Source organism: Pseudomonas sp. LBUM1655, assembly GCF_059716085.1.
Genome location: NZ_CP166801.1, coordinates 6164733 through 6183782 on the forward strand (window position 1 = coordinate 6164733; position 19050 = coordinate 6183782).

Sequence of the window (19050 nt, forward strand, 5' to 3'; positions counted from 1 at the left end):
ACTTCTACCTTTGCTTAAAGCGACGAGTATTTCTTGCGCAGACGCTGACGAATCAGTTCTGCCAGGGTGTTCATGACGAAGGTGAACATCAGCAGCACCAGCGCCGAGAGGAACAGCACGCGGTAGTGGCTGCCGCCGACTTCCGACTCCGGCATTTCCACCGCGACGTTGGCGGCCAGTGTGCGCAGGCCTTCGAACAGGTTCATTTCCATGACCGGGGTGTTACCGGTGGCCATCAGCACGATCATGGTTTCACCGACCGCACGGCCCATGCCGATCATCAGCGCCGAGAAGATGCCCGGGCTGGCGGTCAGGATCACCACACGCGTCATGGTCTGCCACGGTGTGGCACCGAGGGCCAGCGAACCGAGGGTCAGGCCACGCGGCACGCTGAACACGGCGTCTTCGGCAATCGAATAGATGTTCGGGATCACCGCAAAACCCATGGCCAGACCGACCACCAGAGCGTTGCGCTGGTCGTAGGTGATGCCCAGGTCGTGGGAGATCCACATGCGCATGTCGCCGCCGAAGAACCAGTTCTCCATGTACGGGCTCATGTACAGCGACAGCCAGCCCACAAACAGGATCACCGGAATCAGCAGCGCACTTTCCCAGCCATCCGGGACTCTCAGGCGGATCGACTCAGGCAGACGGCTGAAGGCGAAACCGGCGACCAGAATGCCGATCGGCAGCAGCATCAGCAGGCTGAAGATGCCCGGCAGATGCCCTTCGACATACGGCGCGAGGAACAGACCGGCGAAGAAACCGAGGATCACCGTCGGCATCGCTTCCATCAGTTCGATCACCGGTTTGACCTTGCGGCGCATGCCCGGGGCCATGAAGTACGCGGTGTAGATCGCGGCGGCAACGGCCAGAGGCGCGGCTAGCAGCATCGCGTAGAACGCGGCTTTCAGGGTGCCGAAGGTCAGTGGCGACAGGCTCAGCTTTGGTTCGAAGTCGGTGTTGGCCGCGGTCGATTGCCAGACGTATTTAGGCTCGTCGTAGTTTTCGTACCAGACCTTGCTCCACAGCGCGCTCCAGGAAACTTCCGGGTGCGGGTTGTCGAGCAGCAACGGTTGCAGCTTGCCGCCAGACTCGACGATCACGCGGTTGGCGCGCGGCGACAGACCGAACAGGCCCGGGCCCTCGACCACTTGGTCAACCAGCAAAGTACGGTGCGCGGTGCTGTGGAACACGCCGAGCTTGCCGCTGGCATCCAGGGCAACGAAGCCTTTGCGACGCTCTTCGGCGCTGATTTCAACGATCGGCGTGGTGCCCATCTGGAAGGTGCGGATCTGCTTCAGACGCAGCTCACCATCGGTGTCGCGGGCCATGAACCATTGGGCCAGGCCGCCCTTGGAGTCACCGACGATCAGCGAGATACCGCCCACCAGCTGTGTGGTCGCAGTGACTTCGGTATCGGCGTTTTCCAGCAGTTTGTAGCGACCGTTGAGGCTCTTGTCGCGCAGGCTGAATACGTCCGCCTGGGCACGACCGTTGACCACGTACAACCATTGCTGACGCGGGTCGACGAAGATGTTTTTAACCGGCTCAGTCATTTGCGGCAGATCGATACGCTTCTGCTCGTTGGTGACTTCGCCGGTCATCATGTTTTCTTCGCTGGTCAGCGACAGCACATTGAGTTGCGAACCGGTCGAACCCACCAGCATCAGCGTCGTATCGGTGGCGTTGAGGCTGACATGCTCCAGCGCACCGCCCGCTTCGTTCAGCGCGATTGGCGCCTCGCCGTACGGGTATTCGATGGCCGGGGTGATGGTTTTCTTGCCGTCGGGGTAGCTGACCTTATAAGTGTGACGGAACACCAGCGCCTGACCGTTGGACAGACCCACGGCAACCAGCGGATGACCTGGCTGGTCTTCACCAATGGAGGTCACGGTTGCACCGGCGGGCAGCGGCAGATCGACGCGCTTCAGTTCAGCGCCACTGTCGATATCGAAGAACAATGCCTGGCCCTTGTCGGAAACGCGCATGGCCACCTGATTCTGCTCTTCGAGCGAAATCATCAGCGGCTTGCCGGCGTCCTGCATCCAGGCTGGAGTGATCGAGTCTTTCGCCTCCAGGTCAGCGCCCTGGAACAACGGCGCGACCACGTAGGCGAGGAAGAAGAAGATCAGGGTGATGGCTGCCAGCACCGCCAGACCGCCAACGAGGACGTACCAGCGAGTGAAGCGATCCTTGAGCGCGCGAATGCGGCGCTTGCGTTGCAGCTCAGGCGTATTGAAATCAATGCGCTTGGGAGGATTAGTAGTCATTTGGGAATTGGCCAGATCATTCATGCGCTCACCCTAGCGATCCTGTATGACAGAAAGATGACAGTGCAGTGACGCAGCAAATCCACCGCCAGCGGGGCTGGCAGAGGATCGAAAATTTGAGGTGTGTAAAAGGCCGGTCTGCGGGCAGATCCGGCCTTTCACTTGAGTCCGACGGGGTTCACCCCGGACTCAATTTGTTACTTCTTTACGACTGCAGCGCCTTCTTGCAAGCCCAGGTCAGCCAGTGCTTTGGCAGCGACTTTGGCTGGCAACGGGATGTAACCGTCCTTGACTACAACTTCCTGGCCCTGTTTGGACAGAACCAGTTTCACGAACTCGGCTTCCAGCGGGGCCAGAGGCTTGTTCGGGGCTTTGTTGACGTAAACGTAGAGGAAACGCGACAGCGGGTACTTGCCGTTCAGGGCGTTTTCTTCGGTGTCTTCGATGAAGTCAGTGCTGCCCTTCTTGGCCAGAGGCACGGTCTTCACGCTAGCGGTCTTGTAGCCGATGCCCGAGTAACCGATGCCGTTCAGCGAGGAGCTGATCGACTGCACGACCGAAGCCGAACCTGGTTGTTCGTTGACGTTTGGCTTGTAGTCACCTTTGCACAGGGCTTCTTCTTTGAAGTAGCCGTAAGTGCCGGATACCGAGTTACGGCCGAACAGTTGCACTGGCTTGTTGGCCAGGTCACCGGTTACACCCAGCTCACCCCAGGTTTTCACGTCGGCTTTGGCGCCGCACAGACGGGTGGACGAGAAGATCGCGTCAACCTGTTCCATGGTCAGGTGCTGGATCGGGTTGTCCTTGTGTACGAAGACAGCCAGGGCATCCACGGCAACCGGGATTGCGGTTGGCTTGTAGCCGTACTTCTGTTCGAAGGCCGCCAGTTCGGTGTCCTTCATCTTGCGGCTCATCGGGCCGAGGTTCGAAGTGCCTTCAGTCAGCGCAGGTGGCGCAGTGGCGGAGCCAGCGGCCTGAATCTGGATGTTTACGTTCGGGTATTCTTTCTTGTAGTTCTCGGCCCACAGGGTCATGAGGTTGGCCAGGGTATCGGAGCCGACGCTGGACAGGTTGCCCGACACACCAGTGGTCTTGGTGTAGCTCGGGATAGCAGGGTCAACAGCGGCAACCGCGTTGGCAGTCGCAACGCCAGCAGCGACAAAAGTCATTGCCGCCATCAAACGCTTCAGTTTCATGCCTTACTCCTAGCAGATAGGGTGTGTTAAGTCGGGGCCAAGTATCAGCAGGCCGTGTGAACACTCTATGGCTGAAATATGACAATTGGATGAAAGGCCAGCATCCAAGGTTTTACTGGATGATTCGTGGTGCCCCCATTCGCGAGCAGGCTCGCTCCCACCGTTTGAAATGCATTCCAATGTGGGAGCGAGCCTGCTCGCGAAATGGCCGTGACTACTGAGGAGATTTCGGATCAGCGACCCTTCTTCCAGAGCCACGCCCCCACCAGAATCCCCATCGCACACAGCACTGCCACGTAGTAGGCCGGGCCCATCGGGCTTTCTCTCAGCAGCAGGCTTACCACCATCGGCGTCAGGCCACCGAAGATTGCGTACGCCACGTTGTAAGAAAACGACAACCCACTGAAACGCACCACCGGCGGGAACGCCTTGACCATCACGTAGGGCACCGCACCAATGGTGCCGACCAGCAAACCGGTCAACGCATACAGCGGGAACAGCCAGTTCGGGTGATCGGCGAGGCTGTGATAGAAGGTCCAGGAGCTGATCAGCAAGCCCAGGCAACCGAACACAAACACCCGGCCGGCGCCAAAGCGATCCGCCAGCGCACCGGAAATGATGCAACCGAAGCTCAGGAACACGATCGCCAGGCTGTTGGATTGCAGCGCGGTGGTCGGCGAGAAGTGGTAAACGGTTTGCAGCACAGTCGGGGTCATCAGAATGACTACGACGATCCCGGCCGACAGCAGCCAGGTCAGCAGCATCGAGATCGCAATCGCCCCGCGATGGTCACGCAGCACCGCGCGCAGCGGCACTTCTTCGGCCAGCGCCTTGCGCAGTTGCAGCTCGGCAAACACCGGGGTTTCGTGCAGCCAGCGGCGCAGGTAAACCGAGAACAGACCGAACACGCCACCGAGCAGGAACGGAATCCGCCAGGCGTAATCCGCAACCTCGGTCGGCGTATAGATGCTGTTGATCGCCGTGGCGACCAGCGAGCCGAGCAGAATTCCGGCGGTCAGGCCGCTGGTCAGGGTGCCGCAGGCGTAGCCCATGTGCTTCTGCGGGACATGTTCGGAAACGAAGACCCATGCCCCCGGTACTTCACCGCCAATCGCCGCGCCTTGAATCACCCGCATCAGCAGTAAAAGGATCGGCGCCCACATGCCGATCTGCGCATACGTCGGCAGCAGACCCATGATCAGGGTCGGCACGGCCATCATGAAGATGCTCAGGGTGAACATTTTCTTGCGCCCCAGCAGGTCGCCGAAGTGCGCCATGACAATGCCGCCCAGCGGCCGCGCAAGGTAACCGGCGGCAAAGATGCCGAAGGTCTGCATCAGGCGCAGCCACTCAGGCATGTCGGCCGGAAAGAACAACTTGCCGACCACGGTGGCGAAGAATACGAAGATGATGAAATCGTAAAACTCCAGCGCACCGCCCAGGGCCGATAGCGACAGAGTCTTGTAGTCATTGCGGGTCAATGGTCGTGCGGGTTGGTCGGGCTGCGCGAGGCTCGAAGGCGCTGTGGTCATGGCAAGGGCTTCTCTTATAGGCGGATCTGCGACTCCAACAACGCTGGCTGGAGCTTTGGCAGGTTCGGCACCATAGCAAATTGTTCGAAAAAGCACATAGAGGCGCGTATTTGACGGTCAAAATCAGAACCGGGTGGTCGTCGCGGAGTCTACCGACCGATATACTCGCAACCTTGCCCCGGTTTGTAGGGGGTTGCTGTGCGAAAACGTCGTTGGCCCGCCCTTTGAACGGAGCAGCCGGTTTCGCAGAGTTTCCCTTTAGGCGCCTTATGGAAGACGTGACGAACGTAGTATGTTCGGTGCTGAATCGTTTTTCCTGAAGACGGCTACCACCAGCAATACCAACAAGAGTCACGGGTCAGAGGCACCCCCGGCATGATAGAGCTCGAACAAGAAGATCCAATCCCGCAAGGCGACCTGGCCCTGCAAATCACCGCTCTCCCGCGTGAAACCAACGGCTTTGGCGATATTTTCGGCGGCTGGCTGGTGGCACAGATGGATTTGGCCGGCACCGCGATGGCCAGCCGTGTCGCCGGAGGCCGCGTGGCCACCGTCGCTATCGACCGCATGGCGTTCCTGGTTCCGGTCGCCGTTGGCGCGCAGTTGTCCTTCTATACCCAGACCCTGGAAATCGGCCGCAGCTCGATCCAGATGATGGTCGAAGTGTGGAGCGACGATCCGTTGTCCAGCGAGTGGCGTAAAGTGACCGAAGCGGTGTTTGTCTTCGTCGCCATCGACGGCAGTGGTCGCACCCGGTCGGTTCCGCCGCGCGCACGCTAAACCTCACGGCCGTTTCACGGTCGATAGTTGTCCCAAGTGTCTGATCGAGAGCTGTCCCATGAACACGCCCAACGTTGAAGCCGTGAAACTGGATGAACTGAACTGCTGGCGCATCCGCCACGGTCAGGCCGAAGTGCTGGTAGCCCAGCAAGGCGCGCACATCCTCAGTTATCAGGTTGACGGCCAGCCGCCGATCATCTGGCTCAACGACAAGGCCGAGTTCAAGACCGGTAAGAGCATCCGTGCTGGCGTGCCGGTGTGCTGGCCGTGGTTCGGCAAATTCGAACGCAACCCGCAGAACGTCCAGGCCATGTACACCGGTGAGCAACCCGCACCCGCGCACGGTCTTGTGCGGGCGATGGATTGGGAGCTGGGCGGCATAGAAGCCGAAGGCGATGGCCTCAAGGTCGAGTTCAAACTGCCCTACCCTGAAGGCGGTCTGCCGGGCTGGCCGCATCAGGTCGATCTGACCCTGACCCTGCGTCTGGACGATCAGTTGCACCTCAGCCTGACCAGCCATAACCGTGGCGGCGACACTGTCAGCCTCAGCCAGGCGTTGCACACCTACTTCGCCGTCAGCGATGTGCGCCATGTGCATGTCGAAGGTGTGGACGGTTTGAATTACATCGAGACCCTGGACGACTGGAAGACCAACGCCCAGACAGGCGACCTGCATTTTGCCGGCGAAACCGACCGCATCTACCTCGACGCCCCGCCGCAGCTGAGCATCGTCGACCCGACGTGGGAGCGGCGCATTGTCCTCACCAGCACGGGCTCGCGCACTGCGGTGATCTGGAACCCGTGGATCGACCGTGCGGCCGCGCTCAGCGATATGGATAACGATGGCTGGCAACGCATGCTGTGCATCGAGACGGCGAATGTGATGGATGATGTGGTGAGTCTGGCGCCGGGTGCGAGCCATACCATGGGTGTCAGCATCGGCAGCAAACCGCTCTAACCCAAACCAGATAACTCATGGAAGCGAGCCTTTGTGGCGAGGGGATTTATCCCCGATGGACTGCGCAGCAGTCCCCGACTCTTGATTTGAACAGCCGGGGCCGCTTCGCGACCTATCGGGGATAAATCCCCTCACCACAAAAGCTCACTCCTACAGTTAATTTGTGTAGGTCCTAGAGATCGGACTCCTGCACCACCCGCACCTTGTCCGCCTCCAGCGCATACGCCGCGTCAGCCAGATCGTTGCTGACCTTTTCGACCTTCAGCGTGCCGGTCACCCACAGCGGCGTGTAGATGTCTTCCAGCTTCAGCCCCTTCGGATAGCGCACCAGTACCAGTTGATTCGGCGGCGGTGGCGGCACGTGGATACACGCGCCCGGGTACGGCACCAGGAAAAACAGGGTGCTGCGACCCTTGGCATCGGATTCCAGCGGCACCGGATAACCACCGATGCGGATGTGCTTGTCGTTCATCGACGCCACGGTTTTGGTCGAGTACATCACCGCCGGCAGACCTTTGGCCTGTTTCATCCCGCCCTTCTCGGTGAAGGTGCCGGTGGCTTCCGGGGAGTTGTGGTCGATGTCGGGCATGGCCTCCAGGGCCTTTTGATCCGACTTGGGCATCAGTTCGAGCCAGTCGGTTTCCGGCAGTTCGCCGGCGTGGGCCAAACCGCTGCCCAGGAAAAGGAGAGTCAACAGAAGACGGCGCATGAAGGTGCTCGGACAAAGGAAAGGACTATAAATCGCCGAGCATTCTAGCCCTCCCCGCCCGATTGGCAGAGAGGGCTTTGTCGCTTTGGATCACTTCTTTTTGATCAGGCCGTAGATCACCAGCAACACGATCGCGCCAACCAGTGCGCCGATGAAACCTGCGCCCTCGCCCGCCCGATAGATGCCCAGGGCCTGGCCGCCGTAGGTGGCTGCCAGCGAACCGCCGATACCGAGCAGGATGGTCATGATCCAGCCCATGCTGTCATCGCCCGGTTTCAGGAACCGAGCCAGCAGGCCGACGATCAAGCCGATAAAGATGGTTCCGATAATTCCCATGGCATTTCCCTCTGTGTGAATTGGCTATGCCAAAGCCTAGACAGACTTTGGCATCCTGCCATCAGAGAACGGCGGCCCCTGAATGGTTCCGCCGCTGCCACATGAAACTGTTTTACTCGGCGATCAGCGCCTGGACCTTGAGAATCTGCGCCTGGAGCGTGGCCTTGTCGGCGCAGCGCAGGTTGGCGTGACCGACCTTGCGCCCGGCCTTGAAGGCCTTGCCGTAGTGGTGCAGATGGCAGTCTTCGATGGCGATGACCTTCTCTACCGGCGGCACCACACCGATAAAGTTGAGCATCGCGCTCTCGCCGACCTTGGCCGTCGAACCCAGCGGCAGACCGGCAACGGCACGCAGATGGTTTTCAAACTGGCTGCACTCGGCACCTTCAGTGGTCCAGTGCCCGGAGTTGTGCACGCGCGGGGCGATTTCGTTGGCCTTGAGGCCGCCGTCGACTTCAAAGAACTCGAACGCCATCACGCCGACGTAATCCAGTTGCTTGAGCACGCGGCTGGAATAGTCTTCGGCCAAGGCCTGCAACGGGTGATCGGTGCTGGCCACAGAGAGCTTGAGGATGCCGCTGTCGTGGGTGTTGTGAACCAACGGGTAGAACTTGGTTTCGCCATCGCGAGCGCGAACGGCGATCAGTGAGACTTCACCAGTGAACGGCACGAAGCCTTCCAGCAGGCAGGCCACGCTGCCGAGCTCGGCGAAGGTGCCGACCACGTCTTCGGGTTTGCGCAGGACTTTCTGGCCCTTGCCGTCGTAACCCAGGGTGCGGGTTTTCAGCACGGCCGGCAGACCGATCGAGGCTACGGCGGCATCCAGATCGGCTTGCGACTGGATGTCGGCAAAGGCCGGGGTCGGAATCCCCAGATCCTTGAACATGCTCTTTTCGAACCAGCGGTCGCGAGCAATGCGCAGGGCTTCGGCGCTCGGATAAACCGGCACGAATTGCGAAAGGAACGCCACGGTTTCAGCCGGGACGCTTTCGAACTCGAAGGTCACCAGATCGACTTCATCAGCCAGTTGACGCAGATGATCCTGATCGCCGTAATCGGCCCGCAGGTGTTCGCCCAGCGCAGCGGCGCAAGCGTCCGGCGCAGGGTCGAGGAAAGCGAAGTTCATGCCCAGCGGGGTGCCCGCCAAGGCCAACATGCGACCCAACTGGCCGCCACCGATTACACCGATCTTCATCTCAACAACCTCAGGCAATACGTGGGTCTGGATTGTCCAGGACGCTGTCTGTCTGCTCGGCACGGAAGGTTTTCAGTACCGCGTGGAACTGTGGATGCTTGGCGCCGAGGATGCTCGCCGAGAGCAGGGCGGCGTTGATCGCGCCCGCTTTGCCGATGGCCAGGGTGGCGACCGGAATACCGGCCGGCATCTGCACGATCGACAGCAGCGAATCGACGCCCGAGAGCATCGACGATTGCACCGGAACACCCAGCACCGGCAGGTGGGTCTTGGCCGCACACATGCCTGGCAAGTGGGCTGCGCCGCCGGCACCGGCGATAATCACCTCGATGCCGCGGCTTTCAGCCTCTTCGGCGTACTGGAACAGCAAATCCGGGGTGCGGTGGGCAGAGACCACCTTGACCTCGTACGGGATGCCGAGCTTTTCCAGCATATCGGCGGTGTGGCTAAGGGTGGACCAATCGGACTTGGAGCCCATGATCACGCCAACCAGTGCACTCATCGTCGCGCCTCTTCTCTCTGGGCGCCCGCAGGCGCGTCAAAAACAACAAGCCACGCAGAATGCGTGGCTTGTTGTAGGAAAAATGGCCGGACGTACCGGCCGAAGGCCGCGCAGTATACCGCAAAGAAAGCAATAAACAGCCCCCGTCACGACCATCTGTCATCTGCCGCAAAAGCCCGGTTTTATTGACTTGAAGGTCAGCCAAAAAGATCAAAAGATCGCAGCCTTCGGCAGCTCCTTGTATCTCGACTATCGCTCCGTCAGGAGCGATAGTTCTCGACTGATCATCGAGGGAGGGACTTGGAAGCCGTGCAGCTCCTTAGGCTTTTTGCCTGTGATGTAGATCGTGCTCCAGCCCTCCACACTCACTCGTATAGTTCGAACGGTATCTTGGGCCCGTCTCTGGCGAGAGCCCGCATTCGCAAGGTTGGACAGAGTGCAGTGATGATCGAAAACGGATTAATGGAGAAACGGTCATGTCCAATTTCGTCGGCGTCGATGTCGCTAAAAATACCTTTGATATTGCCACTCACCTGCCAAACGGCAAGCACAAAACCAAGGCCAAACTGGCTAACGACTCAAAAGGTTTCAAAGAGTTTGACGCCTGGCTGAACAAGCAGGTCGAGCCTACAGCTCTGATCGTGATGGAAGCCACCAGCGTTTATCACCTGGAACTTGCCGAGTTCGTCTACAACAAGGGTTACCGGGTCTGCGTCGTCAATCCGGCTACGACCCACGCTTACGCTGACAGCGAGCTGCGCCGGATCAAAACCGACAAAAGCGACGCCAAATTGATCGCTGACTTTGCTCGGGAAAAGGCTGAAAAGCTTCAGCTTTGGGCTCCAGAGCCGCTGAAATATCGTCAGCTAAAGGCGATGGTACGTCGCTTGGATGACCTTCAGGAAATGGAGCAAATGGAGCTCAATCGCCTGGATGTGTCCGACGAAAAGGTCAAAGACTCGATCAACTCTGTGCTGCGTCACATCGAGAAAGAGATCGTTGAAACTCACAAAGCAATCAAAAAACACATCGACGATGATCCAGACATGCGCCAAATGCGCGACTTGATCGTGACCATCGACGGTATCGGCCAGAAAACCCTTGAGCGGCTGCTGGCCGAGTTGGGCGACCTGCGTAAATATGACGACCCTCGCAAGCTGGTCGCTGCCGCCGGGTTGAACCCAAAGCTGCAGGACTCGGGAAAGTTCAAAGGCAGAACAGTGATTTCGAGAATCGGATCGGCTCGCGTTCGGGCGGGTCTATACATGCCTGGGTTGGTTGCACTGAAGCACAACAAGGCAATCATCGCCATGAAGGACCGCTTGAAGGCCAACGGCAAGGCCCCCAAGCAAATCATCTGTGCAGCGATGCGCAAACTCCTACATTTTGTCTACGCCGTTCTTAAATCGGGCCAGCCATTTGACCCGAAAATTGCCCTTGCCCGATGAGGGGCAAGACGGTATCTACAGGGAAACGCACTTCAACATGTAGGAGCTGCCGAAGGCTGCGATCTTTTCCCCCAGACACCATCCATCAGGAAGCTTGGGCGGCGCCACCTTCGAGCTTGCGCCACAACAACCGCACGTTGGCCTTGCGCACCAGCGCGCAGCGGTACAGACGAATCTCCAGCGGCACATGCCATTGCGGGCCGCCGCATACGACGAGTTCGCCCCGGGCCAGTTCGGCACGCACGCTCAACTGCGGCACCCAGGCAATCCCGAGGCCTTCCAGCGCCATGCTCTTCAGGCTGTCGGCCATCGCGGTTTCATAGATCGTGGTAAAGCGCAGCTGTCGCTGACGCAGCAAACCATTCACCGAACGTCCGAGAAACGCCCCGGCGCTGTACGCCAGCAACGGCACGCTGGCGTCACCTTCCAGATCGAACAGCGGCTTGCCATCGGCATCCGCCGCGCACACCGGGAGCATCTCGGTCTGGCCCAAATGCAGTGACGGGAAAATTTCCGGGTCCATCTGCATCGCCGCGTCCGGGTCGTAGAACGCCAGCATCAAGTCGCAGCCACCTTCGCGCAGTGCGTGCACGGCGTCACCGACGTTGGTCGCCACCAGTCGCGTGGCGATGTTCAGGCCTTCATTGCGCAACTGCGCGATCCAACGCGGGAAAAAACCCAGTGCCAGGGAGTGAGCGGCGGCAACCTGCATCACCTCGCCCTGCCCGCCCTCCAGATGATGCAGATGGCGCAGCACTTCACCGAGCTGTTCGACCACGGTGCGCGCGGTCACCAGAAACAATTGCCCCGCCGCCGTCAGCTCGACTGGCGTGCGCGAGCGGTTGACCAATGTCAGCCCCAGCGCGGCTTCCAGGCTGCGTATCCGCCGACTGAAGGCCGGCTGGGTCACGAAGCGCCGTTCGGCGGCCTTCGAGAAGCTGCGGGTGGCGGCCAGAGCACTGAAGTCCTCGAGCCATTTGCTTTCCAGATTCATCACGTCCTCCCGGACACGCACCAAAACAGGTCACACGTCTGCCGCGCACGCGGCGTCACACGGGCATTATGCCGAATGTGCATAGGTCAGTGCTGAACAGCATTGGCCCAAAATTTCCCACAAGCCTAGCATTCGCAGCGTTCCGGCATCGACCGGGTCCATATCGAGATGATTTCTATCATGTCCTCCGCTGCATCTTTCCGCACAGAAAACGACCTGCTTGGCGCCCTCGAAGTACCGGCTCAAGCGTATTACGGCATCCAGACCCTGCGAGCGGTGAACAACTTCCGCCTCTCGGGCGTTCCGATTTCGCATTACCCGAAACTGGTTGTCGGTCTGGCGATGGTCAAACAGGCCGCCGCTGACGCCAACCGTGAGTTGGGTCACCTGAGCGAAGCCAAGCACGCTGCCATCAGCGAAGCCTGTGCCCGATTGATCCGCGGTGATTTCCACGAAGAGTTCGTGGTCGACATGATTCAAGGTGGCGCCGGTACTTCCACCAACATGAACGCCAACGAAGTGATCGCCAACATTGCGCTCGAAGCGATGGGTCACCAGAAAGGCGAGTACCAGTACCTGCACCCGAACGACGACGTGAACATGGCGCAGTCGACCAACGACGCCTACCCGACGGCCATCCGCCTGGGTCTGCTGTTGGGTCACGACACCCTGCTGGCCAGCCTCGACAGCCTGATTCAGGCATTCGCGGCCAAGGGCAAAGAATTCGATCACGTCCTGAAAATGGGCCGTACCCAGTTGCAAGACGCTGTGCCGATGACCCTCGGCCAGGAGTTCCGTGCTTTCGCCACCACCATGGGCGAAGACCTGGCCCGTCTGAAGACGCTGGCCCCGGAACTGCTGACTGAAGTGAACCTGGGTGGCACCGCGATCGGTACCGGCATTAACGCCGACCCGCGTTATCAGGCCTTGGCTGTACAGCGTCTGGCGCTGATCAGCGGTCAACCGGTGGTACCGGCAGCCGACCTGATCGAAGCCACCTCCGACATGGGTGCCTTCGTCCTGTTCTCCGGCATGCTCAAGCGCACCGCGGTCAAGCTGTCGAAGATCTGCAACGACTTGCGCCTGCTGTCCAGCGGCCCACGCACCGGCATCAACGAAATCAACCTGCCGGCGCGTCAGCCAGGCAGCTCGATCATGCCCGGCAAGGTCAACCCGGTGATCCCGGAAGCCGTTAACCAGGTGGCTTTCCAGGTCATCGGTAACGACTTGGCGCTGACCATGGCGGCTGAAGGCGGCCAGTTGCAACTGAACGTGATGGAGCCGCTGATCGCGTTCAAGATCTTCGACTCGATCCGCCTGCTGCAACGCGCCATGGACATGCTGCGCGAGCACTGCATTGTCGGCATCACTGCCAACGAAGCCCGCTGCCGCGAACTGGTCGAACACTCGATCGGTCTGGTCACCGCGCTGAACCCGTACATCGGCTACAAAAACGCCACCCGCATCGCCCGTATCGCCCTTGAAAGCGGCCGCGGCGTGCTGGAACTGGTGCGCGAAGAAGGTCTGCTCGACGAAGCCAGTCTCGCCGACATTCTGCGCCCGGAAAACATGATTGCTCCGCGTCTGGTTCCGCTCAAAGGCTGAACCGACGTGTTGTTTGTAGCACCGCTCACCAGGTCGAGGGACTAGACACCTCTCACCTTTTGAGGGCCTGGGGATCAGTCCCCAGGCCCTTTTTTTTAACTTTCTGATCCTGAGACCCGTATGTCTGGGGATTGCTTCATGTGGAGGTGAGCCCTTGTGGCGAGGGGATTCATCCCCGATGGGTCGCGAAGCGGCCCCAAAAACTGCAATCGCAATGTATCCGGTGCACCGCGCCGAATGGTTTTGCGACTGCTTCGCAGCCGATCGGGGATGAATCCCCTCGCCACAGGGTTTGCGTCAACAAAAAAGCAGTTCCCACACAAGCCCGGCGCCGGTAACGCCGGGTGTTTCAAAGCTTCGTTTCGTCGCTTGCACCACTACCGTGCAGACGGGCGCGCCACTGATCGGTATAGTGCCGCCCCTCTTCGCGTGAGCGGTCGTCGGTAACGAGGCCATAACCCATGCGAAACCCGAACTAATAACAAACCCGCGAAATGGAACCGGGACGAAACCTTCGCCCCACCTGTTGTGCCGCGCGCAAACCGGTGTAACGCGATGTTTCCGAACATCCAGCATTTGCTTACACAAAAAACAGCGAGGAAAAATCCATGCTCGAAGTCATTAACGACTTCCTCTCAGGGAAAGTACTGATCGTGCTCATTGTCGGGCTCGGTAGCTACTTCACGATTCGCTCGCGTTTCGTTCAATTGCGTCACTTTTTCCACATGTTCGCGGTGTTCCGCGACAGCCTGAAAAGCAGCGCCGGGCAGCTCAGCTCGTTCCAGGCCCTGATGCTCAGCCTCGCCGGCCGCGTTGGTGCAGGCAACATCGCCGGTGTCGGCATCGCCGTGACCCTTGGTGGGCCAGGTGCGGTGTTCTGGATGTGGGTAACCGCACTGGTCGGCATGTCCAGCAGCTTCTTCGAGTGCTCCCTCGGTCAGCTGTACAAACGCACTGATTCAGACGGCACCTTCCGTGGCGGCCCGTCCTACTACATTCAGCACGGCTTGCAGAAGCGCTGGTTGGGTATGGTCATGGCGTTCCTGTTGCTGGTGACCTTCGGTTTCGCCTTCAACGGCCTGCAAGCCCACGCCGTGACTCACTCGCTGAACAACGCCTTCGGCCTCGACACCACTTACACCGGCCTCGCGCTGGCGGTACTGCTGGGTCTGGTGTTCATCGGCGGGATCAAGCGCATCGCCAAGGTCGCTGACCTGCTGGTGCCGGTGAAAACCCTGGTCTACATCGGCGTGACCCTCTACGTGATCGTGCTGCAATTCGACCACGTTCCAGCCATGCTGATGACCATCGTCAAGAGCGCCTTCGGTCTCGACCAGGCTTTCGGCGGCCTGATCGGCAGCGCGATTGTCATGGGCGTGAAGCGTGGCGTGTTCGCCAACGAAGCCGGTTTGGGCAGTGCGCCGAACGTGGCGGCGGTGGCTTCGGTCGAGCACCCGGTGGCACAAGGTGTGGTTCAGGCATTCAGCGTGTTCCTCGACACTTTCGTGATCTGCACCTGCACCGCGTTGTTGATCCTGCTCTCCGGTTTCTACACCCCGGGTTTCGAAGGCGACGGCATTGCCCTGACCCAGAACTCGCTGGCCGCCGTGGTCGGTGAATGGGGCCGGATGTTCATCTCGGTGGCGCTGGCGTTGTTCGTGTTCACCTCGATCCTCTACAACTACTATTTGGGCGAGAGCAACCTGCGTTTCCTGATCGGTGAAAACCGCAAGGCGCTGATCGGCTACCGCGCACTGGTACTGGTATTGATCTTCTGGGGTGCCATCGAAAACCTCGGCACCGTGTTCGCCTTCGCCGACATCACCATGACCATGCTGGCCTTCGTCAACCTGATCGCGCTGTTCCTGCTGTTCAAGGTCGGCATGCGCATCCTGCGTGACTACGATGATCAGCGTGCTGCCGGCATCAAGACCCCGGTGTTCGATTCGAGCAAATTCCCGGATCTGGACCTCGACCGCAAAGCCTGGCCGGCCAACCCGCCTGCCGCTGCCGGCAATACTTGCGCCGAGCCGCAAGGCGTACCCGCAGCGCAACGCTGATGGGTAAATGACGGGCGCATCCTCTGCGCCCGTCAGTTACAGTTCGAAAAACTGTGGGAGCCGACTTGCTCGCTCCCACAGGAACTCTTCCTCTCGGAGAATCCTCATGAATTCGTCGACTTATCCTGCCGCCCAGCACGTCATGGTTTTGTACACCGGTGGCACCATCGGCATGCAGGCCAGCGCCAATGGCCTGGCCCCGGCGTCCGGTTTTGAAGCGCGGATGCGCGAGTACCTGCACAGCCAGCCTGAACTGGTCGTGCCGCAGTGGCGCTTTCGCGAGATATCGCCGCTGATCGACAGCGCCAACATGACCCCGGCCTATTGGCAGCAACTGCGTGAAGCGGTGGTCGATGCCGTGGACGTGCAAGGCTGCGACAACGTGCTGATCCTGCACGGCACCGACACCCTGGCTTACAGCGCCGCAGCCATGAGCTTCCAGTTGCTCGGCCTGCACGCCCGCGTGTGCTTCACCGGCTCCATGTTGCCGGCGGGCGTGACCGACAGCGATGCCTGGGAAAACCTCGGCGGTGCGCTGGTCGCCCTCGGCCAAGGCCTGGCGCCGGGCGTGCACCTGTACTTTCACGGCGAACTGCTGGCGCCAACCCGTTGCGCGAAAGTGCGCAGCTTCGGCCGTCACCCGTTCAAACGTCTGGAGCGTCAGGGCGGCGGCGTGAAAGCCACTTCGATTCCAGCCGCGTTGAACTACAACCAGCCAAAGCAATTGGCGAAAGTTGCCGTGCTGCCGCTGTTCCCCGGCATCGGCGCCGAGATCCTCGACGGCCTGCTCGACAGCGGCATTCAGGGGCTGGTGCTGGAATGCTACGGCAGCGGCACCGGGCCGAGCGACAACCCGGAATTCCTCGCCAGCCTCGGCCGTGCGCGGGATAACGGTGTGGTGGTGGTCGCGGTCACGCAGTGCCATGAAGGCGGGGTCGAGTTGGATGTGTATGAGGCTGGCAGCCGTTTGCGCGGCGTCGGTGTGTTGTCCGGGGGCGGCATGACGCGCGAAGCGGCGTTCGGCAAGTTGCATGGGTTGCTGGGGGCAGGCCTGGAAACCGCTGAAGTCCGCCGACTGGTCGAACTCGACCTGTGTGGCGAACTGATCTGACACCACACAAAACCCCTGTAGGAGCTGCCGAAGGCTGCGATCTTTTGATTTGGTTTTTCAGGATCAAAAGATCGCAGCCTTCGGCAGCTCCTACAGGAGGGCGATAGGCATGCAACTTGCTCTGTTCCCAGCCTCCTAAGGCTGGAACCCACCATGCTCCACTCCCACCTCACCACCCTCAATGCCGTCTCCCTGATTCTCAAAACCTTCAACGAAGAAGGCTTGCCGAGCGAAGCACTGCTGGCCGGCAGCGGCATCAGTGCGGCGGATCTGAACCGTGCCGACACGCGCATTACCACCAATCAGGAAATGCAGGTCTGCGCCAATGCTGTCGCGCTCAAGCACGACATCGGCCTGGAACTGGGCCGGCGCATGCACGTTTCCTGCTACGGCATGCTCGGTTACGCGCTGCTCACCTGTGCCACCTTCGGTGACGCTTTGCGTCTGGCGATCCGTTATCCGGCGCTGTTGGGAACACTTTTCGAGCTGAGCCTGGAAGAGGACGGCGAACGCGTCTGGTTCGTCGCAGCCGACTATCGCGAGAGCCCGGCGATGGCGGTGTTCAATGCCGAGTTCTGCCTGGTTTCGCTGAAAGTCATTTGCGATGACTTGCTTGGCCATCCGCTGCCGCTACTCGCCACGCGGTTCGAACACGCCGCGCCGGATTACCGCGACAGCTACGCCGAGCACTTCGCCAGCCCATTGCACTTCGCCGCCAAGGACAATGCCTTCGCCTTCGACCGGCACTGGCTCGATCAGCCGCTGCCGCTGGCCGATGCCATCACCCATCAAGCCATGGCCGAACGCTGCCGCAAGCAGAACCTCGAGTTCACCGGGCGTCAGGCGTGGCTCGGGCGCATCCGTCAGTTGCTCAGCGCCCAGTTGAACGCGGCCCCGGGGCTGGAAGGCTTGGCGCAGCAGATGAAGTGCTCGCCTCGTACCTTGCGCCGACACCTCAAGGACATGGGCAGCAGTTATCAGGAGCTGCTCGACGAACTGCGCTTCGAACGGGCCAAGCAGATGCTTTGCGAAGATCAGTTGCCGATCTACCGTATCGCCGAGACATTGGGCTTTAGCGAGACCGCGAGTTTCCGCCATGCATTCGTGCGCTGGAGCGGCGTGGCGCCGAGTCAGTTCCGGCCGCACTGATAAACCCTGTGGGGGCAGGCTGCTCCAGCGAGGGGCGAATAGCGGTCAGCATTTTTGGCCAGATCAATCCCCTTTTGGCCTTTCCTGCCGTTCTCCGAATCGCCTCGCGCCGCAACACTGGGTGCAACCCGACTCAGCCCTGCGGAGAACAACAAATGCTGACGATCTACTCGGACGATCACCACCTGCACCATGGCCGCTGCGAATTGATCGATGGCCAGCTCAAGCCGTGCTTCGAGATGCCGTCGCGCGCCGACCATGTGCTGCAACGGGTGCAACACCAGCACCTCGGTCCGGTGGAAGCGCCGAAGGATTTCGGCCTCGAACCGATCGCCCGCATCCACAGCCGCGACTACCTGGATTTCTTCAAAGGCGCGTGGGCGCGCTGGACCGAATTCAACACCGACGGCGATTTGTTGCCCTACACCTGGCCGGCGCGCACCTTGCGTGCGATCAAGCCGACCAGCCTGCACGGCCAACTCGGCTATTACAGCTTCGACGGCGGCGCGCCAATCACCGCCGGCACTTGGCAAGCGGCGTACAGCGCGGCGCAGGTGGCGCTGACCGCGCAAGCAGCGATCCAGGCTGGAGCACACAGCGCCTTCGCCCTGTGCCGTCCACCGGGGCACCACGCCGCCAGCGACTTGATGGGTGGTTATTGCTACCTCAACAACGCTGCCATTGCCGCGCAGGCGTTCCTCGATCAGGGCCATAAAAAAGTCGCGATCCTCGACGTCGACTATCACCACGGCAACGGCACGCAGTCGATTTTCTATGAGCGCAGCGACGTGTTGTTCACCTCGATTCATGGCCACCCGGAAGCGGAATTCCCGTTCTTCCTCGGCTATGACGATGAACACGGCGAAGGCGACGGTGAGGGTTTCAACTTCAACTATCCGCTGCCGGCCGGCTCTGGCTGGGATGCATGGAGCGCAGCGCTGGATCAGGCCTGCAACGAGATCGACAGCTACGGCGCCGACATCATCGTCGTGTCGCTGGGTGTCGACACCTTCAAGGATGATCCGATCTCGCAATTCAAACTCGACAGCCCGGATTATCTGGCGATGGGCAAGCGCATTGCCGCCCTTGGCAAACCGACCCTGTTCGTCATGGAGGGCGGCTACGCCGTGGAAGAAATCGGCATCAACGCGGTGAACGTCCTCGAAGGATTTGAAAACCCGTAGAGAGCAACGCAGCCGTAA

Annotated in this window: 16 protein-coding genes; 8 read left to right on the forward strand and 8 right to left on the reverse strand. The window is 60.3% G+C overall.

Annotated elements, in window-relative coordinates:
* Nucleotides 1-14: 14 nt before the first annotated feature.
* The 3 genes from ACA074_RS27865 to ACA074_RS27875 all read right to left on the reverse strand — a co-directional run bounded on the left by ACA074_RS27865 (nucleotide 15) and on the right by ACA074_RS27875 (nucleotide 5001).
* Nucleotides 15-2048: an ABC transporter permease subunit gene (locus ACA074_RS27865; RefSeq protein ID WP_401271903.1), complete on the reverse strand. Its 2034-nt coding sequence runs from the start codon at nucleotides 2046-2048 to the stop codon at nucleotides 15-17.
* A 422-nt stretch (nucleotides 2049-2470) separates the two neighbouring features.
* On the reverse strand, nucleotides 2471-3469 hold the full coding sequence (locus ACA074_RS27870; RefSeq protein ID WP_095137738.1) for a phosphate ABC transporter substrate-binding protein PstS: 999 nt from the start codon (nucleotides 3467-3469) through the stop codon (nucleotides 2471-2473).
* Between the two features lie 233 nt (nucleotides 3470-3702).
* Complete coding sequence (locus ACA074_RS27875; protein WP_497678162.1) at nucleotides 3703-5001, reverse strand: MFS transporter; 1299 nt, start codon at nucleotides 4999-5001, stop codon at nucleotides 3703-3705.
* A gap of 375 nt (nucleotides 5002-5376) precedes the next feature.
* Here ACA074_RS27875 and ACA074_RS27880 point away from each other — a divergent pair, with 375 nt between their 5' ends.
* On the forward strand, nucleotides 5377-5781 hold the full coding sequence (locus tag ACA074_RS27880; RefSeq protein WP_003229628.1) for an acyl-CoA thioesterase: 405 nt from the start codon (nucleotides 5377-5379) through the stop codon (nucleotides 5779-5781).
* 58 nt (nucleotides 5782-5839) lie between these two features.
* A complete protein-coding gene (locus ACA074_RS27885; RefSeq protein ID WP_497678163.1) occupies nucleotides 5840-6739 on the forward strand; it encodes a D-hexose-6-phosphate mutarotase in 900 nt (299 codons plus the stop codon).
* A 172-nt stretch (nucleotides 6740-6911) separates the two neighbouring features.
* On the opposite strand, the gene ACA074_RS27890 is transcribed toward ACA074_RS27885, so the two are convergent.
* The 4 genes from ACA074_RS27890 to purE form a co-directional block, all read right to left on the reverse strand.
* Nucleotides 6912-7448, reverse strand: a complete 537-nt coding sequence (locus ACA074_RS27890; protein ID WP_187677157.1) for a DUF3299 domain-containing protein — start codon at nucleotides 7446-7448, stop codon at nucleotides 6912-6914.
* 90 nt (nucleotides 7449-7538) lie between these two features.
* Nucleotides 7539-7784, reverse strand: coding sequence for a GlsB/YeaQ/YmgE family stress response membrane protein (locus ACA074_RS27895; protein WP_187677158.1), 246 nt, complete (start codon nucleotides 7782-7784; stop codon nucleotides 7539-7541).
* A gap of 112 nt (nucleotides 7785-7896) precedes the next feature.
* Nucleotides 7897-8979: a 5-(carboxyamino)imidazole ribonucleotide synthase gene (locus ACA074_RS27900; RefSeq protein ID WP_489880205.1), complete on the reverse strand. Its 1083-nt coding sequence runs from the start codon at nucleotides 8977-8979 to the stop codon at nucleotides 7897-7899.
* 10 nt (nucleotides 8980-8989) lie between these two features.
* Nucleotides 8990-9481 (reverse strand): 5-(carboxyamino)imidazole ribonucleotide mutase, encoded by a 492-nt coding sequence (gene purE, locus ACA074_RS27905; protein ID WP_095081226.1) that lies wholly within the window; start codon nucleotides 9479-9481, stop codon nucleotides 8990-8992.
* Nucleotides 9482-9957: 476 nt separating this feature from the next.
* On the opposite strand from purE, the gene ACA074_RS27910 reads away from it, so the two are divergent.
* Nucleotides 9958-10929: an IS110 family RNA-guided transposase gene (locus ACA074_RS27910; RefSeq protein ID WP_497657519.1), complete on the forward strand. Its 972-nt coding sequence runs from the start codon at nucleotides 9958-9960 to the stop codon at nucleotides 10927-10929.
* An 85-nt stretch (nucleotides 10930-11014) separates the two neighbouring features.
* Here ACA074_RS27910 and ACA074_RS27915 read toward each other — a convergent pair whose 3' ends face one another.
* Nucleotides 11015-11923, reverse strand: a complete 909-nt coding sequence (locus ACA074_RS27915; protein ID WP_497678164.1) for a LysR substrate-binding domain-containing protein — start codon at nucleotides 11921-11923, stop codon at nucleotides 11015-11017.
* A 180-nt stretch (nucleotides 11924-12103) separates the two neighbouring features.
* Here ACA074_RS27915 and aspA point away from each other — a divergent pair, with 180 nt between their 5' ends.
* From aspA to ACA074_RS27940, 5 genes are all read left to right on the forward strand, one after another.
* Entirely contained in the window at nucleotides 12104-13528 is a 1425-nt protein-coding gene (gene aspA, locus ACA074_RS27920) for an aspartate ammonia-lyase (RefSeq protein ID WP_187677160.1), read from the forward strand.
* A 608-nt stretch (nucleotides 13529-14136) separates the two neighbouring features.
* Entirely contained in the window at nucleotides 14137-15588 is a 1452-nt protein-coding gene (locus tag ACA074_RS27925; RefSeq protein ID WP_187677161.1) for an alanine/glycine:cation symporter family protein, read from the forward strand.
* Nucleotides 15589-15694: 106 nt separating this feature from the next.
* The gene (locus ACA074_RS27930; protein ID WP_497678165.1) at nucleotides 15695-16699 is read left to right on the forward strand and encodes an asparaginase; all 1005 of its coding nucleotides are present in this window, start codon (nucleotides 15695-15697) and stop codon (nucleotides 16697-16699) included.
* A gap of 153 nt (nucleotides 16700-16852) precedes the next feature.
* A complete protein-coding gene (locus tag ACA074_RS27935) occupies nucleotides 16853-17848 on the forward strand; it encodes an AraC family transcriptional regulator (protein WP_187677164.1) in 996 nt (331 codons plus the stop codon).
* Nucleotides 17849-18003: 155 nt separating this feature from the next.
* Nucleotides 18004-19032: a histone deacetylase family protein gene (locus ACA074_RS27940; protein ID WP_497678166.1), complete on the forward strand. Its 1029-nt coding sequence runs from the start codon at nucleotides 18004-18006 to the stop codon at nucleotides 19030-19032.
* Nucleotides 19033-19050 lie beyond the last annotated feature (18 nt).